This window comes from Phytopseudomonas punonensis (assembly GCF_900142655.1).
GTDB lineage: Bacteria > Pseudomonadota > Gammaproteobacteria > Pseudomonadales > Pseudomonadaceae > Aquipseudomonas > Aquipseudomonas punonensis.
Genome location: NZ_FRBQ01000007.1, coordinates 196,327 through 222,854 on the forward strand (window position 1 = coordinate 196,327; position 26,528 = coordinate 222,854).

A 26,528-nucleotide genomic window follows, 5' to 3' on the forward strand; every position below is an offset into this window, starting at 1 on the left:
TTAGGCCTGGTAGCCCGGATTCTCGATCAGCAGCGCCATGCCCTGTCCGCCACCGATGCAGGCCGCGGCGATGCCGTAACGCAGATTGGCCTCGCGCAGCTGGCGCGCCAGGGTCATCACCAAGCGCAGGCCAGTAGCCGCCAGCGGATGGCCCAGGGCGATGGAGCCGCCGCGCTGATTCAACTGCGTAGGGTCCAGCTCCAGAGCCTGGCTGACCGCCAGCACCTGGGCGCCCTGGGCTTCGTTGATTTCCAACAGACCGATCTCTTCGAGCCGTAAGCCGCTGCGTTGCAGCAGCAGATGAATGGCCGGTACGGGGCCGATGCCCATGATCTCTGGCGCTACGCCGATCACGCTCGAGGCACACAGCAGCGCCAAGGACGGGCGCGTGCAGTCGGAGGCTCGGCCGACGAGCGCTGCCGCCGCACCATCGACCACTGCGCAGCTGTTACCCGCGGTCTGCACGCCGCCTGAGTGAATGGCGTTCAGCCGCGCCAGCGCCTCGGCATCGGTGGGTCGTGGATGAGTGTCCTGCGCCACCTCGGCAATCCGCCTGGGCAGCTGAATACCCCGCGCCTGATAGCCGTCCAATTCGAAGCGCTCGTTGCCCACGGCGACGATCTCCTCGCACAGCCAGCCGCTGTCGCGGTCCTGCAGAGCGCGCTGGTGACTGCTTAGGGCATAGGCGTCAACCTGCTCGCGGCTGATCCCGTACTCACGGGCCAGGCGCTCGGCGGTGGCGATCATGTCAACGCCTGGCGCCGGATCGAACAGCGCTTCCCAGAGAAAATCCTTGAAACCGACCGACGCGCCGAGGCGAAAGCCCGCCCGGTGCTCATAGGCGGCAATCGGGTTGCGCGACATCGACTCGCTGCCCACGCACAGCGCCAGCTGCCCGCCAGACTGCAGGTGCATGGCCCCTTGGCGCAGCAACTCCAGGCCGGTGCCGCAGATGCGCTGTACAGCCAGCGCCGGCACCTGCTGCGGCACGCCGCTGTACAGGCCGATATGCCGCGGCAGCATATAAGCGTCAAAACTGGCCTGGGCCATGGAGCCGGCGAACACGCCGTCCACCGCTGCCGGATCGAGCCCGGCGCGGGCCAGCACGGCGCGACCTACCTTGATGCCCAGGTCGATGGGCGATACCTGGGCCAGCGGCCCGTTCAGGTCACTCCAGGGCGTACGCACTGCTTCGATGATCGCCACATCCTCGAAGGCGCTGTACTGGCCGCCCGTCATGGCCGCGTCTCGGCCCGCAGGATCGTTTCGTCACGGCCGCGGTACAGTGCTTCGACCTGTTCAGCGCGCCACTGCAGCACGGCGCGCTGGTTGATCGAGCCCTTGTCGGTGATCTCGCCGCGGTCGATGGACGGCGCATGGCTCATCAGGGCGATCCATTCCAGGCGCGTGGCATTGCCGGTGGCCTCGCGGTTGAGGCGTTGCAGCCAATCGGCGAACCAGCCGCGCACCGGCGCGCTGGCAAGAACTTCGGCGTCAGTGGCACCGGCTGCAAGCCCGGCCAATTGCCGGCACTCGTGCAGGCGCGGGAATACCAGGAGCCCCAGGCATTCGCGATCCGGCGCGGCGACCACCACGTCCTGCACGTAAGGCGAGCCTTCGAGCACGGCGCGATTGCGCAGCGGGCCGACGCTGACGAACACCCCGGACGACAGCTTGAAGTCCTCGGCGATGCGCCCGTCGAACATCAGGCCCAGTTGTGGATCGCTCGGGTCGGCCAACTTCAGCGCGTCACCGGAGCAGTAGAAGCCGTCCTCGTCGAACACCTCGGCGGTCTGCTGCTCGGCACGCCAGTAGCCCGGCATGATGTGCGGCCCACGAAAACGCCCTTCCAGCTTGCCGTCGACCGGCACCAGGCGCACTTCGCAGCCCGGCGCCGGCAGGCCGACGTAGCCGGCCATGGATAGCGGCCCGGTGGTGAAGGTGCACGACGGTGACGCCTCGGTCATGCCCAGCCCGGCCATCATGCGGATGCGCTCGCCGCAATGTTGCTCGGCAATGCGGTCGAGGCGATCCCAGATGCTCTGCGACAGACCCGCGGCGGCAAAGAAGAACAGCTTGATGCGCGCGAAGAAGCTTTCGCGCAGCGCCGCGTCCTGCTCCAGGGCGTTGACCAGCTCTTCCCAGCCCTTGGGCACGGTCAGGTAGGCGGTCGGCGAGATCTCGCGCAGGTTGCGCAGGGTTTCGGCCATGCCCTGGGGCGTCGGCTTGCCGTCGTCCAAATAGAAGGTGCCGCCGTTGTACAGCACGATGCCCAGGTTGTGGCTGCCGCCGAAAGTGTGGTTCCACGGTAGCCAGTCGACCAGCACCGGCGGCTCTTCACCGAATACCGGGAAGGTCTGCAGCAGCATCTGCTGGTTGGCGCAGAGCATGCGCTGGGTGGTGATCACCGCCTTGGGCAGCTTGGTCGAACCGGAGGTGAAAAGGAACTTGGCGATGCTATCCGGGCCGGTGGCCGCAAAGGCTGCTTCGGCTTCTGCACCACCAGGCTCTGCCAGAAGGCTGGCGAAATCGATATTAGGTCGACCCTCCACCTCACCGTGCACGGTGATCACCGGCACATCGGCGGCCATTACCGCGTCGATGGCACGCTGGAACGGCGCGGCGTGGTCGACGAACACCAGCCCCGGCTGCAGCAGGTCGCAGACATGGCGCAGCTTGGCGTGGTCCTGGGAGAGCAGCGAATAGGCCGGCGACACCGGGCAATAGGGAATGCCGGCGTACATGGCGCCGAGGGCGATCTGCAGATGCTGCAGGCCATTGCCGGAGAGAATAGCCAGGGGCCGCTCGGCGCTCAGGCCAAAGCCCAGCAGGCATTGAGCAATGGCGCGCACGGCGTCGAGCATCCCCGCATAACTGGTGTGCTGCCACTCGCCGTTCTCGCCGCGCACGGCCAGAAAGGTTTGCTGCCCGCGCACCTCGGCCCAATGCACCAGGCGGTCGAGCAAACGTGGCGGCAAGGGCGCCAGCGGTTCCAGCGAGCGCATGTGCAACACACCCTGACGTTCGCTGACCTCAACGGCCGGGCGGCCGATGGACACCTGGCGATAACGCGGTCCGGTATCGGAGTTCACTTGGCTTCTCCACGCAGGCGACTGAATCGCCCCTGTTGTTCTTGTTGTCACGCAGCACCGTACCGCCTCGGGATCGAGGCAGCCGGCACACGCAGGAATGTCACAAACGCTGGGCTAGCAGGCTGTTGAAAAACTACCTGCGTTGCCGCTCCTTCGTTAAAACCAGGCTCAAAATGCTCATTTACTATTCGTAAACTCCGCTTTTCGCCTGTTTTTGCCTCGCATCGGCGGCCTCGTCTACGTTTTTCAACGGCCTGCTAGATCGGGTAATGCCGCGGGCCGTTCTGCAGGGTCACCCAGCGCAACTGGGTGAACTGCTCGATGGCCGACTTGCCGCCAAAGCTGCCGTAACCACTGGCCTTGACGCCGCCGAAGGGCATCTGCGCTTCGTCGTGCACGGTCGGTCCGTTGATATGGCAGATGCCCGACTCGACGCGCTGCGCCAAAGCCAGCGCGCGAGTGGTATCGCGGCTGAAGATCGCCGACGACAGGCCGAATTCGGAGTCGTTGGCCAGGCGCAGCAGCTCCTCGTCACCGTTGCCGCGCAGCACCACGGCCACCGGGCCGAAGGACTCCTCGGCGTACAGGCGCATGGCCGGCGTGACGTGGTCGAGCAAGGTCGCCTGCATAATGCTGCCCTCGACCTGGCCACCGGCGACCAGCTTCGCGCCCTTGCCGACGGCGTCGTCGACCAGGGCCTTGATTCGCTCGCCGGCCGCCACGTCGACCAGCGAACCGAGCACCGACTCGCTGCTGGCCGGGTTACCAGCGCGCAGGGTAGCCACCTTGGCGGCCAGCTTGGCGACGAAAGCATCGGCGACCTTGCTATCGACCACCAGGCGCTCGGTGGACATGCAGATCTGCCCCTGGTTGAAGTAGGCACCGAATGCCGCAGCCTCGACGGCGGCGTCCAGATCGGCATCATCGAGCACCAGCAACGGCGCCTTGCCACCGAGTTCCAACAGCGCCGGTTTGAGATGCCGCGCCGACAGTTCGCCGACGATGCGCCCGACCTTGGTCGAGCCGGTGAAGTTGACCCGCCGTACCGCCGGGTTGGCGATCAGCCGCTCGACGATCACTGCTGCATCGGCGGGTGCGTTACTGATCACGTTGACCACGCCATCACCCAGGCCGGCATCCTGCAGCACCTGGCCGATCAGCCGATGCACTGCCGGGCTGAGCTCGGAGGCCTTGAGCACCACGGTATTGCCACAGGCCAGCGGCATGGCGATGGCGCGGGTGGCGAGGATCACCGGAGCGTTCCATGGCGCGATACCGAGCACCACACCGCAGGGCTGGCGCAGCGCCATGGCAAAACTGCCGGGAACGTCGGAAGGAATCACCTCGCCATGGATCTGGGTGGTCAGCGACGCCGCCTCGCGCAGCATGTTGCCCGCCAGGTGCACGTTGAAACCGTACCAGTTGGCCATCGCCCCGGTTTCCCCAGCAGCGGCGATGAACTCACCAGCGCGCGCCTGCATCTGCTCGGCCGCCTTGAGCAGGCGGGTACGCCGCTCGTTGGGCGCCAGCGCAGCCCAGGCCGGAAAAGCAGCCTGGGCCGCCGCGACGGCCGCATCGGCATCTTCCACGGTAGCGGCGGCGACCCGGGAGACCACTTCACCGGTTACCGGGTTGTGGCGTTCGAAGGTACGTCCATCACGGGCGGGGCACGACTGGCCACCGATCAGCAGGGGCACGTCCAGCATGGTGATTCCTCATTGTTGTCTTTGTAGGAAACGCTCGCGGCGCCATGGCGGACGCCGCGCAACAAAAGGCCAGCGATCAGCGCTTGTAAGCCTGCAGACCGGGCTTGATGGTCTTGTCGTCGAGGAACTGCTTCATGCCCTGCTCGCGGCCGCCTTCTTCGTCGAGCAGACGCGACTGGTCGAGCTTGGCGTACAGGTAATCCTCGTTCTGCTCCCAGGTCAGCTCGCGGCAACGCTTGAAGCCATGCTTGGCGGCGCGCAGTACCACCGGGTTCTTGTCCAGCAGGTTACGCGCCAGCTCGATGGTGGTTTCACGCAGCTGCGCCAGCGGCACGCTTTCGTTGACCAGGCCCATCTCGGCGGCTTTCTTACCGTCGAAGGTCTTGCCGGTCATGATGTAGTACAGCGACTGACGGTGGCCCACGGTGTCGGCCATGGCCTTGCTGACCAGGTTGCCCGGCGGGATGCCCCAGTTGATTTCCGAGAGACCGAAGGTCGCCTCGTCGGCGCAGATCGCCAGGTCACAGGCCACCAGCGGGCTGAAGCCACCACCGAAGCACCAGCCGTTGACCATGGCGATGGTCGGCTTGGCGTACATGCGCAGCAGTTTCCACTGCCACTGCGAGGCTTCACGGCGGATCTTCTCCTGAAGAATTTCCGGGCCGGCGTCCACTTCGCGGAAGTATTCCTTGAGGTCCATGCCTGCGGTCCAGGACTCGCCAGCGCCGGTCAGCACCAGTACGCGAGCCTCGGCATCCTGCTCCAGCACCTCGAGAACATCGACCATCTCACGGTTGAGGGTCGGGCTCATGGCGTTGCGTTTTTCAGGACGGTTGAGAGTGACCCAGGCGATGCCTTCTTCGACATCGACCTTCACGGTTTGCCAGCGGCCTTCGTACTTGCTCATGGGGGTGTGCTCTTGTTTTGGTTGTCGATGAACAGAAGCTAATCCTGAAAAATAGTTATGTCAATTAACTATTAAGCAAAATCACCATCTGCGCCAAATTCGGACATAGGCGCTTGAACGCCTCTCGCTCGAGGGGCCGAAAACCCTCGAACAGTTCGCGCTGCCGTTTCGCTATAGCCAAAGGCTTACATGACGGCGCGCCGGTTCGCTCTGGTGACACCCCGGTCAGGGCCGTAATCTATGCCCATACCTGCAGCACAGGACGTGCTCAGGGTCATGGATGACGTGACCATAGCTAGGATGGCAGCCGACAGGATGTTGGCATTGGTCAGTAAAAGCCCGCTTCGGCGGGTTTTTTATTGCCTGCTGAAAAGTGCGCAGGCAAGTGCGACGGCGCAAGGCCGCCGCACCGTCTCTCATGCGCCCGCCTCCGTCAGTGCGACGTCGTCGAGGTGGCCGGCGCTTCAGCAGCACGCCGGCGGCTCATGCCGAGCACCACCAGCGCAGCGATCACCAGGCCTGGCGATGCCGCCAGCAACACGCCTGCGGTGCCGGCGCCCGCGGCGAGAATCTGCCCGGCCGCCAACGGGCCGGATACCGAACCCAGGCGCCCGACGGCTACCGCAGCACCCACGCCAGTGGCGCGCACCGAGGTCGGATAGGCCGGCGGTGCCAACGCATAGAGCACCAGCTGCGCGGCGATGATGAACAAGCCAGCCGCGAAACCGGCAATCGCCATGGCCAGCATGCCCGAGGCGAAACCCAGGCCAGCCAAAGAGGCCAGCACACCGCCATAGGCGAACAGCACCACACCGGTGCGACCGCGGCGATCCAGCAGTAGCCCGCCAAGCAGCGAGCCAATGGCACCGCCGATGTTGAACAGCATCTGAATGGTGCCGGCCTGGGGCTTGCTGAAGCCCTGTGCGAGCAAAAGCGACGGCAGCCAGTTGAGCAGCATGTACATCACCGTGAGGGTGAAGAAGTAGCTGACCCACAACGCCAGCGTGGCGCCCGCCCGGCCGCCACCGAACAACGCCCGCACGGTGGACTCGCGAACCGGCGCGGCGCCCTGGTGCTGCTCGCGGAAGTCGCGCGATTCGGGCAGCGCGAAGATCAGCAGCGGCGCGACCAGCAAGGGCGCCACGCCACCGACGATAAACACCGTCTGCCAGCTTTCACCACCGAGCATGCCCACCACCGCCGCGATGGCGCCGCCCAGCGGCACCCCGCAATACATGATGCTGATGGCCGTGCCGCGGCGGCGTTCCTCGACGGCCTCGGCGCACAGGGCGATCAGGTTCGGCAAGGCGGCACCGAGACCCAGGCCGGTCATCAAGCGTGCCAGCAACAGGCCATTGACGCTGGATACATAGGCCGTCCACAGGGAAAAGATACCAAACAGAATCACCGCGCCGATCAGTACCCGCTTGCGGCCGATGCGGTCGGCCAGCCAGCCGCCGAAGAACGCTCCGGGCAGCAGGCCGATGATGCTGGCGCTGAACATCCAGCCCATCATCTTCTGATCAAGCTCGAACGCCTGGCGAATCCCCGCAGCGGCGATGCCCGCCGATTGCAGATCCAGGCCTTCGATAAGCGCGACGATGAAACACAGCGTGACGGTCAGCGTCGAACGACGCGATGACGTATCCATGGGGAACCCTCGATTTTATTGTTGTTGTGGTCGCTCGCGGTGCACCGAAAGGGACAGGCCGCGAAGCCTGAAAAAAGATTAACAAAGATAATGGATAACGAAAGTAATTCTGTTAGACGAGTGAATCCGGCATTAATCGAATGGCATCAATCACTTAACTGAAGATCTTTATTAACCCTAAAAATAATTAATAATTTTAACGTTCGATTATCGAACAGAGCACATTGACCAGCCGTCATTGCCTTTCCATTCTCGCCCCACTGCAACGCTAACAGCGCTGCATCCACCGCCCCCATCGGCGGGGCGAAGAACAACAATAAAAGGACAACGACATGCACACCCATCGGGCGCTCGACTCCATTTTCTTTCGCCGCAGCTCATTGGCCGGCCTGCTGTTGGCTCCCGGCCTGATGGCCGGCCATGCCCTGGCCGACGGCTTCGTCGAAGACAGCAGCGCCAAGCTGACCACCCGCAACTACTACATGGATCGCGACTACAAGGACGATGGCGCCAAGTCGGCGGCCCGCGAATGGGCTCAGGGCTTCATCCTCAAGATGGAGTCGGGCTACACGCCGGGCGCCGTTGGTTTCGGCCTGGACGTCACCGGCCTGCTGGGCGTCAAGCTGGACTCCTCACCCGGGCGCAGCGGCACCGAACTGCTGCCGGTTTCCGCCAGCAGCGGGCGGGCCGCCGACGAATATTCGCGCCTGGCGCCGACCGCCAAGCTCCGCGCTGGCAAGAGCGTGTTGAAGGTCGGCGATGTTTCGCCGTTCCTGCCCTCCATCGTCGCCAGCCCGGCGCGCCTGCTGCCGCAGAGCTTCCGCGGCGCCTACCTGCAGTCCATGGACATCGAGGATCTGACCCTGAATGCCGGTTATCTCGACCGCATCAACCGCCGCGACTCCAGCAACTACCAGGCGATGACGGTGGCCTCGCCGAACCGACGCTTCAACCCGGCGGCAGAAAGCTCCCACGCAGCCTTCTTCGGTGGCGACTATCAGCTCAGCAAGGGCCTGAAGCTGCGGGCCTACCACACCACGGTCGCCGATCTGTATCGCCAGGAATACCTCGGCCTGCTGCACGAGCTGCCGGTCGGCCCCGGCGTGCTGAGCACCGACCTGCGCGCCTTCATCAGCAACGAGGATGGCAGCGCCAAGGCCGGCAAGGTGGATAACCGCAACCTCGCCGCGCAGTTCGCCTACAGCCTCGATGGCCATCGTTTCACCCTGGGCTACATGCACCAGAGCGGCGACACGGCCAAGCCCTACATCTCCGGCACCGAGTCGATGGTGATCAGCGAAATGGCCATGAGCTCGGACTTTCTCAATCCCAAGGAGCGTACCTGGCAGGCGATCTACGATTACGACTTCGCCGCTGCTGGCGTGCCCGGCCTGAAGACGCGCCTGCGTTACCTGCGTGGCGACAACATCGAGCTGCCGACCCTGGGCGGCGCCGACCTCAAGGAGCGTGAACTGCAGATGGAGATCGGCTACGTGATCCAGAGCGGCACGTTCAAGGGCGTCGGGCTGAAGGCCCGGCATTCCATCTACCGCAATGACTTCGCCGCCGGCGCAGCCTTCCGCGACGAGAACCAGACCCGCCTGCACATCGACTACACCCTGGCGCTCTGGTGAACGAGCGGGCGCGAGGCACCCGCCTCGCGCCCTTGTCGGTTCAGGCCTGAGCCGGCGTCATCTGCTGCGGCTTCTGCGCCGGCAGCAAGGTCAACAACAGCACCGCTGCGGCGACGAACACCAAGGCGAACCAGGTATACAGCTGCAGCGGCTGCCAGCCGTCATCGAGCATCAAACCGGCCACGGTCGGCGACAGAATCGCCCCGCCACGCCCGATACCAATCGCCCAGCCCACCCCGGTAGCCCGCACCGACGCGCCGTAGATCAGCGGCGACAGCGCATACAGCCCGGCGACGCAGCCATTGGAGAACAGCCCGATCAGCAGGCCCATACCCAGTGCCGCGCTGAACGAGGAGCCGAGACTGGTGAACACCACCAGCAGCACGGCGGTGATCAGCATGAAGCCGGCCAGCACCCGCGCCAGGGAAAACCGCGCTGACAACAAGCCCAGCAAGGTCGCGCCGAAGATGCCGCCGATGCTCAGCAGCACTCCACCGGTGACGCCCTGCTGCACCGACAGGCCGGACTGGGTGAGCAGCTTCGGCGTCCAGCTCATGATGAAGTAGAAGCCGAACATCACCAGGAAGAACAGCACCCAGATCAGTAGCGTGCTGCGCCGTTGCTCGGCATCGAACAGCCGCGCGAAGGCGCCACTGTTGGCGTGGTCACCGACCGGCAAGGCCGGCAGCGCAGTAAGGCTCGGCCGATCCAGCTTGGCGGCCAGGCGGTTCACCCGCTCCAGCGCCTTGTCCGGCTGCCTGGAGAGCAGAAAGTCCAGGGACTCGGGCAACCACAGCAGCACCGGCACGATGGCAGCGAAGGTCATCAGCCCGCCGGCGAAGAACACCGAACGCCAGCCCCAATGCGACAGCAGCCACACCGCCAACAGGCCGCCGAAGGTGGCGCCCAGGGCATAACCGGTGGATTGCAGGCTGACCGCCAGGCCGCGCCAGCGCTTGCTGGCGTATTCGCTGGCGATCACGTTACTGCTGGCCAGAATGCCGCCGATGCCCAGCCCGGTCAGGCCGCGCAACAGCGCCAGCTGGGTGGGCGTCTGGCTGAGTGCCGAGAGCAGCATGCCGCTACCGGAAATCACCAGGCACAGCAGGATCAACGGGCGCCGGCCGATGCGGTCGGCCCAGGGTGCGATGAACAGCGAGCCGGCCGCCATGCCGAGCAGCCCGGCACTGAGCAACATGCCCAGTTGCGCGCCGCCCAACGACCAGTCGGCGGCCACCGACGAGGCGGTGAAGGCCATCACTAGCACATCGAAGCCGTCGATCATGTTGAGCACGACGCAAACGGCGATGGCGACCCATTGAAAGCCGCGCATCGGCCCCTGGTCAACGACGTGCCTGAGATCGCTCATCGCGCACCTCCCACGGCAGTGAACAGGTAAAGGCGAGGCATGCCGCAGTCGGCAGCCGAAAGCGGGAAACAGGGTTTCATCGGCGCAGATCCTTGATTGTTTTTATGGGAACAGCTGGTGCCAAGCTTGCAGAAATGGATCCAATATTCAATCCATGCAGGTGTCGCGGCACAGCCCTGCCAAGCCTCTCGATCCGGGCCGCCGTGCTGAATGCCTGAGCCAGCCTGAACTGACGCCGACAAATATAATGTTCGCTGATCGGACAGTTTATTTTATTAACTATTTCCCACCCCAGGCATTGACATTAGCCTGATTAAAAACCAACCATTGGATCCAATAACACCAACAAGAACCGAGGTCGTCATGTACCCGAAAAATGCCTGGTATGTAGCCTGCACACCCGACGAGATCGCCGAAAAGCCTCTGGGCCGGCAGATCTGCGGGGAAAAGATCGTCTTCTACCGCGGCGCCGAAGGGCAGGTGGTAGCCCTCGAGGACTTCTGCCCACACCGCGGCGCGCCGCTGTCGCTCGGTTATGTCGAGAACGGCAACCTGATTTGTGGCTACCACGGCCTGGAGATGGGCTGCGAAGGCAAGACCGTGGCCATGCCGGGTCAGCGCGTGCGTGGCTTCCCGGGCATCCGCGCCTTCGCGGCGGTGGAGCGCTATGGCTTCATCTGGGTATGGACGGGCGATCAGGCGCTGGCCGACCCCGCCACCATCCACCACTTGGAATGGGCGGAAAACCCCGAATGGGCCTACGGCGGCGGTCTGTTTCATATCAACTGCGATTACCGCCTGATGATCGACAACCTGATGGACCTGACCCACGAGACCTACGTGCATGCCTCGAGCATCGGCCAGAAGGAAATCGACGAAGCGCCGCCGGTCACCAAGGTCGAAGGCGACGAGGTGATCACCAGCCGGCATATGGAAAACATCATGGCCCCGCCCTTCTGGCGCATGGCGCTGCGCGGCAACGGCCTGGCCGACGACGTGCCGGTGGATCGCTGGCAGATCTGCCGCTTCAACCCGCCCAGCCACGTGATGATCGAGGTCGGCGTGGCCCACGCCGGCCATGGCGGCTACGAAGCGCCGGCCGATGCCAAGGCGGCGAGCATCGTGGTCGACTTCATCACCCCGGAAAGCGAGACCTCGATCTGGTACTTCTGGGGCATGGCGCGCAGCTTCAAGCCCGAGGACCAGGCGCTGACCGACAGCATCCGTGAAGGCCAGGGCAAGATTTTCAGCGAAGACCTGGAGATGCTCGAACGCCAGCAGCGCAACCTGCTCTGGCAGCCCGAACGGCAGTTGCTCAAGCTCAATATCGACGCTGGCGGCGTGCAGTCACGCCGGATCATTGAGCGCCTGCTTGCCGAAGAGCAGGCCCTCGCCGCCCAGAAAATCGACGTCCGCCAGGTCGGCTGATTCAGCGACTGCACCGCTCGCCGCCCGTGCAGCGAGCGCAAGCCTTTCACGAGAGCGCCACCATGATCGACGTCATCGTCACATCCATCGAGCAGCAGGCCCAGGACATTCTCGGCTTCGAGCTGGCCCGCGAAGATGGCGAACCCCTGCCCGCCTTCAGCGCCGGTGCGCATATCGATGTGCACCTGCCGGACGGGCTGATCCGCCAATACTCGCTGTGCAACCACCCCGAGGAGCGGCACCGTTACCAGATCGCCGTGCTGCGCAGTGCCGATTCGCGTGGCGGCTCCACCGCCATGCATGGCTTGCGGCAGGGCGTCCGGCTGAGCATCAGCGAGCCACGCAACCTGTTCCCGCTGCAGCACGATGCCAAGCGCCATATGCTGATGGCCGGTGGCATCGGTATCACGCCGATCCTGTGCATGGCCGAACGCCTGAGCCACACCGGCGGCGATTTCACCCTGCACTATTTCGCCCGTTCAGCGCAGCAAGCGGCGTTCGTCGAGCGCTTGCGCCAGGCGCCGTTCGCCGACCGCGTGCACCTGCACTTCGATGACGGCGAGCCAGGCAAGCGCCCGGACACCGCCGCGCTGATCGGCCCGGCGGACCCGCACGCCCACCTGTACGTGTGCGGCCCGGGCGGTTTCATGGAACACGTGCTGGGCAGCGCCCGCGACCTGGGCTGGGCGAATGACAACCTGCACCGCGAGTACTTCAGCGCCGAGGCCGACGACCAGCCGAAGACCAGCTTCGAGATTCAGCTGGCCAGCAGCGGCGAGGTGCTGCAGGTACCGGACGGCGTCAGCGTGGTGGAAGTGCTGCGCGACATCGGCGTGGAAATACCCGTGTCCTGCGAGCAAGGCATCTGTGGCACCTGCCTGACCCGTGTACTCGACGGCGAACCGGATCACCGCGACCTGTTTCTCACCGAGGATGAACAGGCCGCCAATGATCAATTCACGCCCTGCTGTTCAAGGGCGAAAAGTGCGCGGCTGGTGTTGGATATCTGAGCAATAGGCGGGATGCACCTGACGAATGTGGGAGCGCGCCATGCGCGCGAAAAAATCGCGGGCATGGACTGGGCGTCCCCGCCCGCTCCCACAGATACGGAGCAGATATCCAGATAAACGGAACGAAATCAGCGGTCGAGCTGGCGGGCCATCACCAGAGTGCGTTCATCCCCTTCGACGACTTCGCGAATCACGGCATAGCCAAGAGCGGTATAGAACGGCACCGCCGTCAGCGAGGCAGGCACCCGCAATTGCCCCACGCCAGCGGCACGGGCCACTCCTTCGACATGCCTCATCAGCGCCTTGCCAACGCCGTGGCCCTGCCTCTCGGGCAGCACGAACACCGACCTGACCACATCCCCCGCCAGGCTCGCGGTGCCGACCACGCACTCTTCATCGAGCGCCACGAATACCTGCCGCGAGGCCAGCAGTGGACGCACGCCAGCAGCGTCGAAGTTGGCCGCTACCCGCTCGATCACCTCAGGTGAATAATCCTGGGCATTGCTGAGCCGCAGGGTCTGCACGATAAGCCGGCTGATCGCCTCGGCATCGCTGCCCAGTGCACGACGAATCTGCACCTCAGCCATCGCGCAATACGGTCATCGCCGCCTCGCCGCCCCCCTGCATGGCTCGGGCGTAGCGCAGGGTGGCATTGGCGTGCTCACGCATGATGCCTTCGGCGCGGGCGCCCTGGCCGTTGATCAAGGCGTCGTAAACAGCGTGATGCTGCATGTGGGCGAAACTGAAGCGCCGGTATTCGCGGGGCATGTCATTGCCGTCCACGGCCAGGGAGCTGACCGAGGCGAATGGCAGGTGATCGTTGCGCGACAGCGCCACGGCAATGGCACTGTTGCCGCTGGCCTCGATGATTGCCTGGTGAAAGCGCTTGTTGAGGTCGTGGTAGATCTCCAGCTCCTCCATCACCACATGGCCCTTGTCGAACAGCCGATCGCCTTCCACCAGGCAGGCATGCAAGCGACTGCGAATAGCATCGGACAGCCCGCGCTCGGCCGCCTGGCGTGCGGCCAGCCCCTCCAGCACACCACGGACCTCGACCGCGCCGGCGATGTCCTCATCGGTCACCGCCCGCACCGTGTAGCCACGGCCCGGCGCCTTGCACAACAGGCCTTCCTGCTCGAGGGTGCGAAAGGCGATGCGGATCGGCGTGCGTGAGACCTGCAGCCGCTCTGCGGTAGGGATCTCGGCGATACGCTCACCGGCCGCCAGCTCGCCCGAAGCGATCATCTGCCGCAACGCTGCCAGTACCCGCTGTCCGGATTTGTACATCACGCCCTCGTCGCCTTTCTGAAGCGCCCAATCATACCGCTGACCAACGGCGTAGCGCCCAACCGGCAAGCCCCGCGGACACCACCTCGAAGAGAATTGCCCACAGGTTGAAGGTCTGCTGCGCGCCACCATCGAGCCACAGGCCGGCGATGCGCCCCAGCGCCAGGCTGCTGTAGAGCACCAGCAACAGCGTCAGGGCCGGGCGGGTCAGCTCATGGCGCGATAGGGCCAGCCCCAGAAACACCGCCAGGCCGATCTGCAGCGCGCCGTAAAAAGCGCGTACATCGGTCACCGCGGCGGATTCCATCAACAGCATGCCGCTGACCGCGCCCATCTCCTGCGGCCGCAGAAAATAGGCGATGCCGAAACCGGCGAGCAGCAACACTTGCACGACGAGATAGAGACGGGCGTAGAGCATGGCGCAGTCCTCCTGGCACATGGGCAGAGCATAGGCCAGTCAGCGCTGCTGCCGAAAGGCGCTGGGCGTCTGGCCGGTCAGGCGTTTGAAGAAACGCGAGAAATACGCCGGTTCGGAAAACTGCAGCGCATCGGCGATCTGGCTGAGAGTCATCGACGAATACACCAGCAGGCGCTTGGCCTCCAGCAACTGGCGCTGATGCACCAGCGCCTGAGCGCTCTGCCCGGCGTAGCGGCGGGTCATGGTGTTGAGGTGTGCGGTGGTGATGCCCAGGCGCCGGGCGTATTCCTCGACCGACAGCTGCTCGCGAAAATGCTGCTCCACCAGGCGATTGAAAGCGGCCAGATGCTGCTCGCCACGCACCGGACGGTCGGCCGCCTGACGCACCAGCACCTGGCGGCCCAGCCAGACGGCGAGCACGCCGACCAGCGACTGCAGCAGCAGGTTGCGGGCGGGTGCGCTCTGCCCGTACTCGCGGTCGATGGCGTCGAACAGGGTATCCAGATAGCCCTGATCATCACCCACCGGGTACAGCGCCGGTGCACTGAACACCGGGTGCTGGGCACCGAGATGGGCCTCCAGCTGTGCCACCAGCGGCGCCGCCAGGGTCAGCACGTAGCCGTCCACGTCATCGGAAAACTGAAAGCCGTGCACGCACAGGGGCGGCAACACCTGCAGCGCCGCATCGTCGATGCGCGACTGCACGCCTTCCACTTCGATCAGCGCCGAGCCCTGGCGCAGATACAGCAGCTGCAGCAGATCCGGGTGGCGATGAGGCTCGATCACCCAGTCGTGCAGGCGGCTGCGCTTGGGAATCGACTCGCAGTGCAGCAGGTCGGGCGTTGGCCACTCCAGGGCATCGCCATACAGCTTGAATACCGGTACGGCGATCTGCTGCTGGCTCATGACGGGCTCCCGAGGAAAATGGCCGATAGGCGAACGGAGTTTATGAAAGTCCAAGTAAACGACGTGAATTTGCCTTATCCGCCGGCCTACACCAATCAAAAATACAAGCACAAAGGTCCACACAACAATATCGAGGACAACAAATGAAAACTTCCGTCGCCATTATCGGGGCCGGCCCCTCCGGCCTGCTGCTCGGCCAACTACTGCACAAAGCTGGCATCGACACCGTGATTCTCGAACGCCAGAGCCCCGACTACGTGCTCGGCCGTATTCGCGCCGGGGTGCTCGAACAGGGCATGACCGACCTGCTGCGCGAAGCCGGCGTCGGTGCCCGTATGGACCGCGAAGGCCTGGTGCACGACGGTTTCGAACTGGCTTTCGACGGCCGCCGCGAGCGCATCGACCTCAAGAGCCTGACCGGCGGCAAGACGGTGATGATCTACGGCCAGACCGAAGTCACCCGCGACCTGATGGAGGCCCGCGAGGCGACTGGCGGCGTGACCCACTACGAGGTCAGTGACGTACAACTGCACAACCTCAAGGACGGCGCGCCTTACCTCACTTACCATAAAGATGGCCAGGCACAGCGCCTGGACTGCGACTACATCGCCGGTTGCGACGGCTACCATGGCGTGTCCCGGCAATCGATCCCCGCCGACACCCTCAAGGTGTTCGAGCGCGTCTACCCCTTCGGTTGGCTCGGCGTGCTGGCCGACACCCCCCCGGTGGCCGAGGAGCTGATCTACGCCAGCCACCCGCGCGGCTTCGCGCTGTGCAGCATGCGCTCGCCGACGCGCACCCGTTATTACGTGCAGGTCGACGCCGACGAGAAGGTCGAAGATTGGCCCGACGAGCGCTTCTGGAGTGAGCTGAAAGCGCGTCTGCCGGCCGACACGGCGGCCAATCTGGTCACCGGGCCATCCATCGAGAAAAGCATCGCGCCGCTGCGCAGCTTCGTAGTCGAGCCCATGCAGTACGGCAAGCTGTTCCTGCTTGGCGACGCCGCTCATATCGTGCCACCGACCGGCGCCAAGGGCCTCAACCTGGCGGCCAGCGACGTCAGCACGCTGTACCGCATCCTGCTCAAGGTCTACCGCGAAGGCCGAAACGAGCTACTGGAACGCTACTCGGCGATCTGCCTGCGGCGGATCTGGAAAGCCGAGCGTTTCTCCTGGTGGATGACCGGCCTGCTGCACAACTTCCCGGATACCGATGCCTTCACCGCACGTATGCGCCAGACCGAACTGGATTACTTCGTGGGTTCCGAGGCGGGGCGCACCAGCATCGCCGAAAACTACGTGGGGCTGCCCTACGAGCCTATCGAATAGATAAACACCTGCTGGCGGCGCTATGCTCGCGAAAACACGCCGAGGATTTCCAGCATGCGCCCACTGCTTCTTGTCGCCGGCCTGTTCGCCGGCTTCGCCCAGGCCGCCGAGCCGCTGACCATCGATGTACACCGCGATGCCAACTGCGGCTGTTGCAAGGGCTGGATCAGCCACTTGCAGGCCAACGGTTTCACGGTCAACGACCATGTCGAGACCGACATGCACGGGGTCAAGGAACGTCTCGGCGTGCCCGAGCGCCTGGGCTCGTGCCATACCGGGGTGATCGACGGCAAATTCGTCGAAGGTCATGTGCCCGCCGCCGATATCCTCAAACTGCGTGAACGCCCCGATCTGCTCGGCATCGCCGCCCCCGGCATGCCCACCGGTGCGCCGGGCATGGAGCGCGGCAATATCCGCGATGCCTATCAGGTGATTGGATTGGACGCACAAGGCGGCGAAAGCGTGGTCAGTAGTTATCCGGGCAACTGATTAGCCCCCACTGAAAGGATATCGCCATGCGCTGGAAACGAGCTCGCCGTAGTGACAACGTGGTGGATGCACGCGGCGGCGGTGGCGGCATGCGCTTTGGCGGCGGGCGCGGCCTGAGCCTCGGCGGCATCGCCATCGTGGTGGTGGTGGGCTTGCTGATGGGCCAGGACCCGTTGCAGATTCTCGGCCAACTGGCCGGGCAATCAGGCGGCTACACGACGACCCAGACGGATCGCCCTGCTGCCAACGACGAGCAGTCGGAGTTCGTGCGCGCGGTACTCGGCGACACCGAAGACACCTGGCGCACGATCTTCCAGGCCAACAGTCGCCAGTACCAGGACCCGAAACTGGTGCTGTTCGATGGCGGGGTGAACTCCGCCTGCGGTTTTGCCAACTCGGCGGTCGGCCCGTTCTATTGCCCGGGCGATAAACAGGTCTATCTGGACCTGAGCTTCTTTCGTGATCTGGAACAGCGCTATGGCGCGGCCGGCGATTTCGCCCAGGCCTATGTGATCGCCCATGAGGTCGGTCACCACGTGCAGACGCTGCTGGGCGTTTCCGCCAAGATCGATGCAGCCCGCCAGCGCGGTGAAATTCTGGAAGGCGCCAACGGCCTGCTGGTGCGCCAGGAACTGCAGGCCGACTGCCTGGCTGGCATCTGGGCGCACCACGCCCAGCAGCGCCTCGACTGGCTCGAACCTGGCGACCTGGAAGAAGCCCTGAACGCCGCCAATGCCATCGGCGATGATCGTCTGCAGCAACAGGCGCGCGGCCACGTGGTCCCGGACTCCTTCACCCACGGCACCTCGGCGCAGCGTGTGCACTGGTTCACTACCGGGTTCGAAGGCGGCAAGGTTAGTGCCTGCGACACCTTTTCCAGCGCAAGGCTGTAAGCCGCCAGCCCTGACTGGTCAGGGCTGGCGCTGTACGCAAAAGCGCTCGGGCGGGCATACTTCACTTTTTAATGGCCAGGCACCTTTCACATGCGCATTCTCGTTACCGGCGGCGCCGGCTTCATCGGCTCGGCTTTGATCCGTCACCTGATCAACGACACCGATCATGAGGTGCTCAACCTCGACAAGCTGACCTACGCCGGCAACCTGGAATCGCTGCGCGAGGTCGAGAACAGCCCGCGCTATCGCTTCCTGCAAGCGGACATTGGCGATCAGCCTGCGGTAAGCGAGGCGCTACAAAGCTTCCAGCCCGACGCCATCATGCACCTGGCCGCCGAGTCCCACGTCGACCGCTCCATCGATGGCCCGGCGGCATTCATCCAGACCAATATCGTCGGCACCTATGCGTTGCTCGAAGCCACCCGCGCCTACTGGTCGACGCTGGATGAGCCCCGTCGCCAGGCGTTCCGCTTCCACCATATTTCCACCGACGAGGTATACGGCGATCTGCATGGCGCCGACGACCTGTTCACCGAAACCACGCCCTACGCACCCAGCTCGCCCTACTCGGCCAGCAAAGCGGCCTCGGACCATCTGGTGCGTGCCTGGCAGCGAACCTATGGCTTGCCGGTGCTGCTGACCAACTGCTCGAACAACTACGGCCCGTATCACTTCCCGGAAAAGCTGATCCCGCTGGTGATCCTCAATGCCCTGGATGGCAAGGCGCTGCCGGTGTACGGCAACGGCCAGCAGGTACGCGACTGGCTGTTCGTCGAGGATCATGCCCGTGCCTTGCTGCAGGTGGTGACCCGTGGCCAGGTCGGCGAGACCTACAACATCGGCGGCCACAACGAGCAGAAGAACCTCGATGTGGTGCATGCCATCTGCGACCTTCTCGACGAGCTGCAACCCCGTACGGCAGGCTCCTACCGTGAGCAAGTCACCTTCGTCACCGACCGCCCCGGTCATGACCTGCGCTACGCCATCGACGCCAGCAAGATCGAACGTGAACTGGGCTGGACGCCGGAAGAGACCTTCTCCAGCGGCCTGCGCAAAACCGTACGCTGGTACCTGGACAACCTCGACTGGTGCCGCCGCGTACAGGACGGCAGCTATCAGCGCGAACGACTCGGCGCCCCCAAGGAGCAACAACAGTGAAAGGCATCATTCTCGCCGGTGGCTCCGGCACCCGCTTGCACCCGATCACCCTGGGCCTATCCAAGCAGCTACTGCCGATCTACGACAAGCCGATGATCTACTACCCGCTGTCGGTGCTGATGCTCGCCGGCATCCGCGAGATCCTGATCATTTCCACGCCCCATGACCTGCCGCAGTTCAAGAAACTGCTCGGCGACGGCAGCCAGTTCGGTCTGCAGCTGAGCTACGCCGAACAGCCCGAACCGGATGGCCTGGCCCGCGCCTTCATCATTGGCGAAGAGTTCATCGGCGACGACTCGGTGTGCCTGATCCTCGGCGACAATATTTTCCACGGTCAGCACTTCACCGAAAAGCTGTTGCGTGCTGCAGCCGCAGACAAGGGCGCCACGGTATTCGGTTACTGGGTTCGCGACCCAGAGCGTTTCGGCGTGGTGGAGTTCGATGCTCAGGGTCAGGCGATTTCCATCGAGGAAAAGCCGACCCAGCCGCGCTCCAGCTATGCCGTCACCGGCCTGTACTTCTACGATAACGACGTGATCGAGATCGCCAAAGCGGTCAAACCCTCGCCACGCGGCGAGCTGGAGATCACCGACGTCAACAATGCCTACCTGCAGCGCGGCGACCTGCGCGTGGAACGCTTCGGCCGCGGCTTCGCCTGGCTCGATACCGGCACTCACGACAGCTTGCTGGAAGCCTCGCAATATGTACAAACCATCGAACACCGCCAGGGGCTGAAAGTCGCCTGCCTGGAAGAGATCGCCTACGGGCAAGGCTGGATCGACCGCGATCGCCTGCTCGCTCAGGCCAAGGCATTCGGCAAAACCGGTTATGGCCAGTACCTGTTCAGCCTGGCCGAGGAGAACTGATGCAAATCATTCAAACCAGCATCCCCGACGTACTCATACTGCAACCCAAGGTGTTCGGTGATGAGCGGGGCTTCTTCTACGAGAGCTTCAACGCCAGGGCTTTTACCGACGCGACGGGCCTGAATCCGAATTTCGTTCAAGACAACCACTCGCGCTCGCAACGTGGTGTGCTGCGTGGCCTGCACTACCAGGTGCAGCAGGCCCAGGGCAAATTGGTGCGCGTCTCGGCTGGTGAGGTATATGACGTCGTCGTGGATCTGCGCCGTCAGTCGCCGACCTTTGGCCAGTGGGTTGGCGCCCATCTTTCTGCCGACAACAAGCGGCAGATGTGGGTACCCGAAGGCTTTGCCCATGGCTTCGTGGTGCTCAGCGAGTTCGCCGAATTCCTCTACAAGACCACCGACTACTACGCGCCGGCTCATGAGCGCTGTATCCGCTGGGACGACCCAAAACTGGCCATCGACTGGCAGCTGCAAAGCGAACCCAAGCTTTCAGAGAAGGATCAACAGGGCAAACTCTTCGACGATGCCGAGCTGTTCCCATGAAGATTCTCCTGCTCGGTCAGCATGGCCAGGTGAGCCGTGAGTTGCAGTTGTTGCTCAGCCAAAGTCACGAACTTATCGTGCTCGGCCGCGAGCAGCTCGACCTCTCCGACACCATGCGCCTGCGTGAAGCCGTGCGCCATCTGCGCCCGGAGCTGATCATCAATGCCGCGGCACACACGGCGGTCGATGCCGCGGAAAGCGAGCCAGAGGCGGCCTTTGCGATCAATGCTATCGCCCCAGGCGTGCTTGCCGAAGAGGCCGCCGTGCTCGACGTACCCTTGATCCACTACTCCACCGACTACGTCTTCGACGGCAGCAAAACCACTGCCTATGAAGAAGACGATGCTCCCAATCCGCTCGGCGTCTACGGCCACAGCAAGCTGGCCGGTGAGCAGGCGATTACCGCGGTGGGCGGCAAGCACCTGGTCCTGCGCACCAGCTGGGTGTATTCGCTGCACGGGCGCAACTTCCTGCTGACCATGCAGCGCCTGTTGCAGGAACGCGAACAGCTCAGCGTGGTGGCCGATCAGATCGGCGCGCCAACCTGGGCCGGCAGTATCGCCGCCGCGACCGGGCAGTTGATCGAACGCTGGCAGACTGCGCAAACCGCAGCCTGGGGTGTTTATCACTTCACCGCCCGGGGCGAGACCTCCTGGTTCGGCTTTACCAAAGCCATCGCCGCACAGCTGCTGGCGCAAGGCAAGCCCGTTGCCCAGCTAACCGCCATCGCCACCCGCGACTATCCAACGCCCGCCCAGCGCCCGCTCAACTCGCGGCTCGACTGCACGCGCCTGGAACGTGACTGGGGCGTACGCCTGCCGGACTGGCACGACGGCCTGCTGCAGTGCCTGAGCAGCCCGCGCTGACCTGAGCCTGTAGCCCGGATTGAGCGCAGCGATACCGGGGCCTTGCCCTACATCGCAGCATTCGAGCCGGGCTACCTGGCGCCAGGCGTATGCGGTCATAATGCCCCGGTCTTTCCGGCGCCGACTTCATGAACACGACTCCCAGCACCATTCCCAAACGCCCCCGCTGGCGCAGCCTGGCCTTGCTGGCCCTGTTGCTGGCGCCGTTGCTGTGGCCGCTGCAGTACGTCGCCGAACGCTATTACCGCACTCAGCTGACCGAACAGAACCGCCAGACCCTCGATCTGTACGTGGCCAACCTGCTGGGCACCCTGCGCCGCTATGAAGTGTTGCCGCCGATTCTCGGCGACCTACCGGGCCTGCGCACCGTGCTGGCCACGCCCGGCGACGAAGCGGCGCAGGCGGCAGCCAACCAGCTGCTCAAGCGGGTGCGCCAGCAGACCGGTGCCGACGTCATCTACCTGATGAACCCCAAGGGCGAAACCCTGGCCGCCTCCAACTGGGATCAGCAGGACACCTTCGTGCGTGGCAACTTCGCCTTCCGCCCCTACTTCCAGGAAGCCCTGGCCGGCCGCCTGGGCCGCTTCTTCGGCCTCGGCACCACCTCCGGCAAGCGCGGCTACTATTTCGCTTCCGCCGTTTACGACGATAACCAGAAGATCGGCGTGATGGTCATCAAGGTCGACCTCGACCACACCGAGAGCTTATGGGGCAACACCCCGGAACAGCTGCTGGTGACCGACAACAACGGCGTGGTGATCCTGACCTCACGTCCAGACTGGCGATTTCACGCCAGCCGCCCGCTGGACAAGGCCGAGCGCGCTTCCATCGCGGCCATCCAGCCCTACCCGACCCAGTCACCGCCACCCCTGCAGCTGGACCCCGAGGCCTGGCTGACACAGAGCCGGGTACTCGACGAAACCGGCTGGAGCGTCAGTATTCTCGCTCCACGGGTGGTGCTCGACCGCTCGGTGCGCACCGTGGTGGCCATCGGCGGCGGTGCGCTGCTGGTGCTGATTCTGCTGCTCGGTCTGCTGATGCAGCGCCGCCGCCATTACCTCGACCGCATTGCCCTGAGCACCCGCGCACGTCAGGAACTGGAGCAGCGCGTGCAAGAGCGCACCCAGGATCTGGAACGCCTCAACAGCCGTCTCAAGCAGGAGGTGCTGGAGCGTGAACAGGCCCAGCAGGAGCTGGTCCAGGCCCAAGACGAACTGGTCCAGGCCAGCAAGCTCACCGCCCTGGGCACCATGAGTGCGAGCATCAGCCATGAGCTCAATCAGCCACTGGCGGCCATCCGCAGCTACGCGGAAAACGCCGGCGTGCTGCTCGACCATCAGCGCACCGAGGATGCTCGCGGCAACCTCAAGCTGATCAGCCAGCTCACCGAGCGCATGGCCTCGATCATCGCCCACCTGCGCGCCTTCGCCCGCCGCGACCGTCATGCACCAGAAAGCGTGGCCCTGCAACCGGCCATCGACGATGCCCTGGCGCTGCTGGCCAAGCGCCGACGGGCCATGGATGTCGAGCTGATTCGCGACCTGCCCGACGCCACGCTGTGGGTACAGGCCGGCGAAACGCGCCTGCGCCAGGTGCTCAGCAACCTGGTGGCCAACGCCCTGGACGCCCTGGGCGAGCGCCCGCAACCGCGGCGTATCTGGATCAGCACGGAGCTGCAGGGCGACCAGCTCGAGCTACATCTGCGTGACAATGGTCCCGGTTTCTCGGAAAGCGCCCTGGCCCATGCCCGCGAACCTTTCTTCACCACCAAGACCAGCGCCCAGGGCCTCGGCCTCGGCTTGGCGATCTGTGACACCCTGATGCGCGCCCTGGGCGGCGAACTGCTGTTCGCCAACCATTCCCAAGGTGGCGCACACCTGATCCTGCGCCTGCGCACCGCCGAAAACGGCGTGAACATCCAGCCGCCCGAGGACATCACCGTATGAGCATCATCGACGCCCACACTCAGGTTCTGCTGATCGACGACGACCCGCACCTGCGACAGGCTCTCAGCCAGACGCTGGATCTGGCTGGCCTCAAGGTCGCTATCCTGGCCGATGCCAAGGGCCTGGCCGAACGCATCGAGCGCGATTGGCCAGGCGTGGTGGTCAGCGATATCCGCATGCCCGGCGTCGATGGGCTGGAGCTACTCAAGCAACTGCACGAACAGGATCCCGACCTGCCGGTACTGCTGATCACCGGCCACGGCGACGTGCCCCTGGCCGTGCAGGCCATGCGCGCCGGAGCCTATGACTTTCTGGAAAAGCCCTTCGCCAGCGAAGACCTGCTGGAAAGCGTGCGTCGCGCCCTGGCCCTGCGCCGGCTGGTGCTGGATAACCGCAGCTTGCGCCTGGCACTGGCCGACCGCCAGCAACTGTCCGGCCGCCTGGTCGGCAACTCACCAGCCATTCAGCGCCTGCGCGAACAGATCGGCTCCCTGGCCGGAATCAGCACCGACGTGCTGATCCTCGGCGAAACCGGGGCCGGCAAGGAAGTCGTCGCTCGCGCTCTGCACGACCTGTCCAGCCGCCGCGACGGCCCTTTCGTGGCGATCAACGCCGGTGCCCTGGCTGAATCCGTGGTGGAAAGCGAGCTGTTCGGCCATGAGCCCGGCGCCTTCACCGGCGCGCAGAAACGGCGTATCGGCAAGTTCGAGTTCGCCAATGGTGGCACCCTGTTCCTCGACGAGATAGAGAGCATGACCCTGGACGTGCAGGTCAAGCTGCTGCGCCTGCTGCAGGAACGGGTGGTCGAGCGCCTGGGCGGCAACCAGTTGATTCCCTTGGACATCCGCGTGATCGCCGCCACCAAGGAAGACCTGCGCACCGCCGCCGATCAGGGCCGCTTCCGCGCCGACCTGTATTACCGCCTCAATGTCGCGCCGCTACGCATCCCGCCGCTGCGCGAACGCGGCGAGGATATCCTGGTGCTGTTCCAACACTTCGCCAATACCGCCAGCGCCCGCCATGGCCTGCCGCAGCGCGAGTTGCAACCTGGCCAGCGCGCCATGCTGTTGCGTCACCCGTGGCCTGGCAACGTGCGTGAGTTGCAGAATGCCGGCGAGCGCTTCGCCCTCGGGCTGGATCTGGGCCTGGAGTTGACAATTAACAGCCAGCCGCACAGCGCCCCATTGACTGGCAGCCTCAGTGAACAGGTCGAGGCCTTCGAACGCGCTTTGATCGCTGCCGAGCTGACCCGCAATCACGGATCATTACGTAGCCTGGCAGAAGCCCTCGGCATGCCTCGCAAGACCCTGCACGATAAATTACGTAAACATGGGCTGAATTTCGCGGACGCTGGCGGTAGCTCGCCAGACGACGCCGACTGAATAGGCGGATTATTGCCGAGCACTCATCATCCCTGCCAACCTCCCGTGAAAGCCGACAGTCGCCATGACCAGCATCATTTCCTGGCGAAATCAAGCGAGCCCACCCCACAAGGCTTTGCGAACAACGCAAAGCTGTCCTGCGCGCTTTCGTCGCAGGCTGGCACAGCACTTGCTATATTTCTAACCAGCGAAGAACAAGTACAAGTCCAGGCCTAATCGCAGCCAACCGATCCTGCCGCTTCTTACGGCAATCCTCGACTTGCTCTTGTCCGCTCGTTTCAGCCCCCAGCAGGGCTAGATATCCAACAACAAGAGGAAGCATCGCATGTTCAAATTTACTGCCAAGGCACTGGTCTGTGCCCTGTCCCTGAGCATCGCCGGCCTGGCCCAGGCCGCCGATCCGATCACCATCAAGTTTTCCCACGTGGTTGCCGAGCACACGCCGAAAGGCCAGGGTGCCATGCTGTTCAAGAAGCTCGTCGAAGAGCGTATGGCCGGCAAGGTAACCGTGCAGGTTTACCCGAACTCCTCGCTGTTCGGCGACGGCAAGGAAATGGAAGCGCTGCTGCTGGGTGACGTGCAGATCATCGCCCCGTCGCTGGCCAAGTTCGAGCATTACACCAAGCAGATCCAGATTTTCGATCTGCCGTTCCTGTTCAACGACATCAACGCAGTCGACCGTTTCCAGCAAAGCCCTGAAGGCAAATCCCTGCTGACCAGCATGGAAAGCAAAGGCATCACCGGCCTTGGCTACTGGCACAACGGCATGAAGCAGTTGTCGGCCAACAAGAAACTGGTCGAGCCGAAAGATGCGCGCGGCCTGAAGTTCCGCGTACAGGCTTCCGCCGTACTGGATGAGCAGTTCAAAGCCCTGCGTGCAGCGCCGCGCAAGATGAGCTTCGCCGAGGTTTACCAGGGCCTGCAGACTGGCGTAGTCAACGGTGCGGAAAACCCGTACTCGAACATTTACAGCCAGAAGATGCATGAAGTGCAGAAGTTCATCACCGAGTCCGACCACGGTGTACTGGACTACATGGTGATCACCAACACCAAGTTCTGGGACGGCCTGCCGGAAGATATCCGCACCGAGCTGACCGCGATCCTCGCCGAAGTCACCGTCGAAGTGAACAAGCAGGCCGAAGCGCTGAATCAGAAAGACAAGCAGCGCATCCTCGATGCCGGCACCACCGAAATCGTTACCCTGACGCCCGAGCAGCGTGAAGAGTGGCGTGAAGCCATGCGTCCGGTATGGAAGAAGTTCGAAGGCGAGATCGGTGCCGACCTGATCAAGGCTGCCGAAGCCTCCAACCAGGCCAACTAAGGCTGACCCGGTCCATATCCTGGGCCACTGGCAACGCCGCCTGAGCGGCGGCGTTGCCCGCTTTTCCGACCACTGATGGTTCAAGGCCGCAGCCTGGCTGCCTGGCCCGCGGTGTCGCTGTCCCTTGCGTCGCTTCGCGACCGCTCTAACAACGGAGAGATTCCCATGCACGCTGTCGCTCGTGTCTGGAATAACCTCGAAGAGTTCCTGGTGGCATTCCTGCTTGCAGGCATGACCCTGGTGACCTTCTCGTACGTGGTATTCAACAACATCTACGGCGTGTTCTATTCGCTGGGAGATTCGCTGCCTTTCGCCAACGATGCGAT

24 protein-coding genes and 1 pseudogene are annotated in these 26,528 nt (G+C 64.1%); 14 read left to right on the forward strand and 11 right to left on the reverse strand.

Annotated elements, in window-relative coordinates; translation table 11 throughout:
* The 6 genes from BUC40_RS17245 to BUC40_RS17270 all read right to left on the reverse strand — a co-directional run bounded on the left by BUC40_RS17245 (nt 1) and on the right by BUC40_RS17270 (nt 7,700).
* Nucleotides 1–1,239 carry a thiolase family protein gene (locus BUC40_RS17245; protein WP_073267403.1) on the reverse strand — a complete coding sequence of 413 codons (1,239 nt, stop codon included), beginning with the start codon at nt 1,237–1,239 and terminating at the stop codon, nt 1–3.
* A complete protein-coding gene (locus tag BUC40_RS17250) occupies nt 1,236–3,092 on the reverse strand; it encodes a feruloyl-CoA synthase (protein WP_208605785.1) in 1,857 nt (618 codons plus the stop codon). The genes BUC40_RS17245 and BUC40_RS17250 overlap by 4 nt, the downstream gene beginning before the upstream one ends.
* A gap of 257 nt (nt 3,093–3,349) precedes the next feature.
* On the reverse strand, nt 3,350–4,798 hold the full coding sequence (locus BUC40_RS17255; RefSeq protein ID WP_073267404.1) for an aldehyde dehydrogenase: 1,449 nt from the start codon (nt 4,796–4,798) through the stop codon (nt 3,350–3,352).
* Between the two features lie 76 nt (nt 4,799–4,874).
* The gene (locus BUC40_RS17260; protein ID WP_073267405.1) at nt 4,875–5,705 is read right to left on the reverse strand and encodes a p-hydroxycinnamoyl CoA hydratase/lyase; all 831 of its coding nucleotides are present in this window, start codon (nt 5,703–5,705) and stop codon (nt 4,875–4,877) included.
* Nucleotides 5,706–6,138: 433 nt separating this feature from the next.
* Complete coding sequence (gene mhpT, locus BUC40_RS17265) at nt 6,139–7,356, reverse strand: 3-(3-hydroxy-phenyl)propionate transporter MhpT (RefSeq protein WP_073267406.1); 1,218 nt, start codon at nt 7,354–7,356, stop codon at nt 6,139–6,141.
* Between the two features lie 146 nt (nt 7,357–7,502).
* Complete coding sequence (locus tag BUC40_RS17270) at nt 7,503–7,700, reverse strand: hypothetical protein (RefSeq protein ID WP_073267407.1); 198 nt, start codon at nt 7,698–7,700, stop codon at nt 7,503–7,505.
* Between BUC40_RS17270 and BUC40_RS17275 the strand changes: the two genes are divergently transcribed.
* Nucleotides 7,689–8,990, forward strand: coding sequence for an OprD family porin (locus BUC40_RS17275; protein WP_073267408.1), 1,302 nt, complete (start codon nt 7,689–7,691; stop codon nt 8,988–8,990). The genes BUC40_RS17270 and BUC40_RS17275 overlap by 12 nt on opposite strands.
* A gap of 40 nt (nt 8,991–9,030) precedes the next feature.
* Here the strand turns inward: BUC40_RS17275 and BUC40_RS17280 are convergent, their stop codons facing one another.
* Nucleotides 9,031–10,359: an MFS transporter gene (locus BUC40_RS17280; RefSeq protein ID WP_073267409.1), complete on the reverse strand. Its 1,329-nt coding sequence runs from the start codon at nt 10,357–10,359 to the stop codon at nt 9,031–9,033.
* A 363-nt stretch (nt 10,360–10,722) separates the two neighbouring features.
* Between BUC40_RS17280 and BUC40_RS17285 the strand changes: the two genes are divergently transcribed.
* The gene (locus BUC40_RS17285) at nt 10,723–11,787 is read left to right on the forward strand and encodes an aromatic ring-hydroxylating dioxygenase subunit alpha (protein ID WP_073267410.1); all 1,065 of its coding nucleotides are present in this window, start codon (nt 10,723–10,725) and stop codon (nt 11,785–11,787) included.
* A 62-nt stretch (nt 11,788–11,849) separates the two neighbouring features.
* The gene (locus tag BUC40_RS17290; protein ID WP_073267411.1) at nt 11,850–12,797 is read left to right on the forward strand and encodes a PDR/VanB family oxidoreductase; all 948 of its coding nucleotides are present in this window, start codon (nt 11,850–11,852) and stop codon (nt 12,795–12,797) included.
* A gap of 128 nt (nt 12,798–12,925) precedes the next feature.
* On the opposite strand, the gene BUC40_RS17295 is transcribed toward BUC40_RS17290, so the two are convergent.
* From BUC40_RS17295 to BUC40_RS17310, 4 genes are read right to left on the reverse strand one after another with little or no spacing between them, the layout of a single operon-like run.
* On the reverse strand, nt 12,926–13,384 hold the full coding sequence (locus BUC40_RS17295; RefSeq protein ID WP_073267412.1) for a GNAT family N-acetyltransferase: 459 nt from the start codon (nt 13,382–13,384) through the stop codon (nt 12,926–12,928).
* A complete protein-coding gene (locus BUC40_RS17300; RefSeq protein ID WP_073267413.1) occupies nt 13,377–14,084 on the reverse strand; it encodes a GntR family transcriptional regulator in 708 nt (235 codons plus the stop codon). Before BUC40_RS17300 ends, BUC40_RS17295 begins: the two co-directional genes overlap by 8 nt.
* 31 nt (nt 14,085–14,115) lie before the next feature.
* Entirely contained in the window at nt 14,116–14,502 is a 387-nt protein-coding gene (locus tag BUC40_RS17305) for a DUF4345 domain-containing protein (protein ID WP_073267414.1), read from the reverse strand.
* Between the two features lie 39 nt (nt 14,503–14,541).
* Nucleotides 14,542–15,408 (reverse strand): helix-turn-helix domain-containing protein, encoded by an 867-nt coding sequence (locus BUC40_RS17310; RefSeq protein WP_073267415.1) that lies wholly within the window; start codon nt 15,406–15,408, stop codon nt 14,542–14,544.
* Nucleotides 15,409–15,551: 143 nt separating this feature from the next.
* Between BUC40_RS17310 and pobA the strand changes: the two genes are divergently transcribed.
* From pobA to BUC40_RS23170, 11 genes and pseudogenes are all read left to right on the forward strand, one after another.
* Nucleotides 15,552–16,736 (forward strand): 4-hydroxybenzoate 3-monooxygenase, encoded by a 1,185-nt coding sequence (gene pobA, locus BUC40_RS17315; RefSeq protein ID WP_073267416.1) that lies wholly within the window; start codon nt 15,552–15,554, stop codon nt 16,734–16,736.
* Between the two features lie 54 nt (nt 16,737–16,790).
* Nucleotides 16,791–17,225 (forward strand): DUF411 domain-containing protein, encoded by a 435-nt coding sequence (locus BUC40_RS17320; protein WP_073267417.1) that lies wholly within the window; start codon nt 16,791–16,793, stop codon nt 17,223–17,225.
* 26 nt (nt 17,226–17,251) lie between these two features.
* On the forward strand, nt 17,252–18,118 hold the full coding sequence (gene ypfJ / locus BUC40_RS17325; RefSeq protein WP_073267418.1) for a KPN_02809 family neutral zinc metallopeptidase: 867 nt from the start codon (nt 17,252–17,254) through the stop codon (nt 18,116–18,118).
* Nucleotides 18,119–18,208: 90 nt separating this feature from the next.
* The gene (rfbB, locus tag BUC40_RS17330) at nt 18,209–19,276 is read left to right on the forward strand and encodes a dTDP-glucose 4,6-dehydratase (RefSeq protein ID WP_073267419.1); all 1,068 of its coding nucleotides are present in this window, start codon (nt 18,209–18,211) and stop codon (nt 19,274–19,276) included.
* Entirely contained in the window at nt 19,273–20,142 is an 870-nt protein-coding gene (gene rfbA, locus BUC40_RS17335) for a glucose-1-phosphate thymidylyltransferase RfbA (protein ID WP_073267420.1), read from the forward strand. The genes rfbB and rfbA overlap by 4 nt, the downstream gene beginning before the upstream one ends.
* Nucleotides 20,142–20,687, forward strand: a complete 546-nt coding sequence (gene rfbC / locus BUC40_RS17340; RefSeq protein WP_073267421.1) for a dTDP-4-dehydrorhamnose 3,5-epimerase — start codon at nt 20,142–20,144, stop codon at nt 20,685–20,687. Before rfbA ends, rfbC begins: the two co-directional genes overlap by 1 nt.
* Nucleotides 20,684–21,553, forward strand: a complete 870-nt coding sequence (gene rfbD / locus BUC40_RS17345; RefSeq protein ID WP_073267422.1) for a dTDP-4-dehydrorhamnose reductase — start codon at nt 20,684–20,686, stop codon at nt 21,551–21,553. Before rfbC ends, rfbD begins: the two co-directional genes overlap by 4 nt.
* Before the next feature lie 128 nt (nt 21,554–21,681).
* Entirely contained in the window at nt 21,682–23,499 is a 1,818-nt protein-coding gene (locus BUC40_RS17350; protein WP_073267423.1) for a sensor histidine kinase, read from the forward strand.
* Nucleotides 23,496–24,881: a sigma-54-dependent transcriptional regulator gene (locus BUC40_RS17355; protein ID WP_073267424.1), complete on the forward strand. Its 1,386-nt coding sequence runs from the start codon at nt 23,496–23,498 to the stop codon at nt 24,879–24,881. The genes BUC40_RS17350 and BUC40_RS17355 overlap by 4 nt, the downstream gene beginning before the upstream one ends.
* Before the next feature lie 325 nt (nt 24,882–25,206).
* Nucleotides 25,207–26,202, forward strand: coding sequence for a C4-dicarboxylate TRAP substrate-binding protein DctP (gene dctP, locus BUC40_RS17360; protein WP_073267425.1), 996 nt, complete (start codon nt 25,207–25,209; stop codon nt 26,200–26,202).
* Nucleotides 26,203–26,367: 165 nt separating this feature from the next.
* Nucleotides 26,368–26,528 (forward strand): annotated as a pseudogene (locus BUC40_RS23170) (C4-dicarboxylate ABC transporter); the annotation flags it as partial.

What these genes read in the sequence shown, in the direction of transcription:
- BUC40_RS17280 (WP_073267409.1), bottom strand. Translation starts at nt 10,359, where the DNA reads ATGAGCGATCTCAGGCACGTCGTTGACCAGGGGCCGATGCGCGGCTTT.
- BUC40_RS17295 (WP_073267412.1), bottom strand. Translation starts at nt 13,384, where the DNA reads ATGGCTGAGGTGCAGATTCGTCGTGCACTGGGCAGCGATGCCGAGGCG.
- rfbD (WP_073267422.1), top strand. Translation starts at nt 20,684, where the DNA reads ATGAAGATTCTCCTGCTCGGTCAGCATGGCCAGGTGAGCCGTGAGTTG.
- dctP (WP_073267425.1), top strand. Translation starts at nt 25,207, where the DNA reads ATGTTCAAATTTACTGCCAAGGCACTGGTCTGTGCCCTGTCCCTGAGC.
- BUC40_RS17285 (WP_073267410.1), top strand. Translation starts at nt 10,723, where the DNA reads ATGTACCCGAAAAATGCCTGGTATGTAGCCTGCACACCCGACGAGATC.
- BUC40_RS17255 (WP_073267404.1), bottom strand. Translation starts at nt 4,798, where the DNA reads ATGCTGGACGTGCCCCTGCTGATCGGTGGCCAGTCGTGCCCCGCCCGT.
- BUC40_RS17300 (WP_073267413.1), bottom strand. Translation starts at nt 14,084, where the DNA reads ATGTACAAATCCGGACAGCGGGTACTGGCAGCGTTGCGGCAGATGATC.
- ypfJ (WP_073267418.1), top strand. Translation starts at nt 17,252, where the DNA reads ATGCGCTGGAAACGAGCTCGCCGTAGTGACAACGTGGTGGATGCACGC.
- rfbB (WP_073267419.1), top strand. Translation starts at nt 18,209, where the DNA reads ATGCGCATTCTCGTTACCGGCGGCGCCGGCTTCATCGGCTCGGCTTTG.
- BUC40_RS17245 (WP_073267403.1), bottom strand. Translation starts at nt 1,239, where the DNA reads ATGACGGGCGGCCAGTACAGCGCCTTCGAGGATGTGGCGATCATCGAA.
- BUC40_RS17270 (WP_073267407.1), bottom strand. Translation starts at nt 7,700, where the DNA reads ATGGGTGTGCATGTCGTTGTCCTTTTATTGTTGTTCTTCGCCCCGCCG.
- BUC40_RS17320 (WP_073267417.1), top strand. Translation starts at nt 16,791, where the DNA reads ATGCGCCCACTGCTTCTTGTCGCCGGCCTGTTCGCCGGCTTCGCCCAG.
- BUC40_RS17275 (WP_073267408.1), top strand. Translation starts at nt 7,689, where the DNA reads ATGCACACCCATCGGGCGCTCGACTCCATTTTCTTTCGCCGCAGCTCA.
- pobA (WP_073267416.1), top strand. Translation starts at nt 15,552, where the DNA reads ATGAAAACTTCCGTCGCCATTATCGGGGCCGGCCCCTCCGGCCTGCTG.
- rfbC (WP_073267421.1), top strand. Translation starts at nt 20,142, where the DNA reads ATGCAAATCATTCAAACCAGCATCCCCGACGTACTCATACTGCAACCC.
- BUC40_RS17290 (WP_073267411.1), top strand. Translation starts at nt 11,850, where the DNA reads ATGATCGACGTCATCGTCACATCCATCGAGCAGCAGGCCCAGGACATT.
- BUC40_RS17260 (WP_073267405.1), bottom strand. Translation starts at nt 5,705, where the DNA reads ATGAGCAAGTACGAAGGCCGCTGGCAAACCGTGAAGGTCGATGTCGAA.
- BUC40_RS17305 (WP_073267414.1), bottom strand. Translation starts at nt 14,502, where the DNA reads ATGCTCTACGCCCGTCTCTATCTCGTCGTGCAAGTGTTGCTGCTCGCC.
- BUC40_RS17350 (WP_073267423.1), top strand. Translation starts at nt 21,682, where the DNA reads ATGAACACGACTCCCAGCACCATTCCCAAACGCCCCCGCTGGCGCAGC.
- BUC40_RS17310 (WP_073267415.1), bottom strand. Translation starts at nt 15,408, where the DNA reads ATGAGCCAGCAGCAGATCGCCGTACCGGTATTCAAGCTGTATGGCGAT.
- mhpT (WP_073267406.1), bottom strand. Translation starts at nt 7,356, where the DNA reads ATGGATACGTCATCGCGTCGTTCGACGCTGACCGTCACGCTGTGTTTC.
- BUC40_RS17355 (WP_073267424.1), top strand. Translation starts at nt 23,496, where the DNA reads ATGAGCATCATCGACGCCCACACTCAGGTTCTGCTGATCGACGACGAC.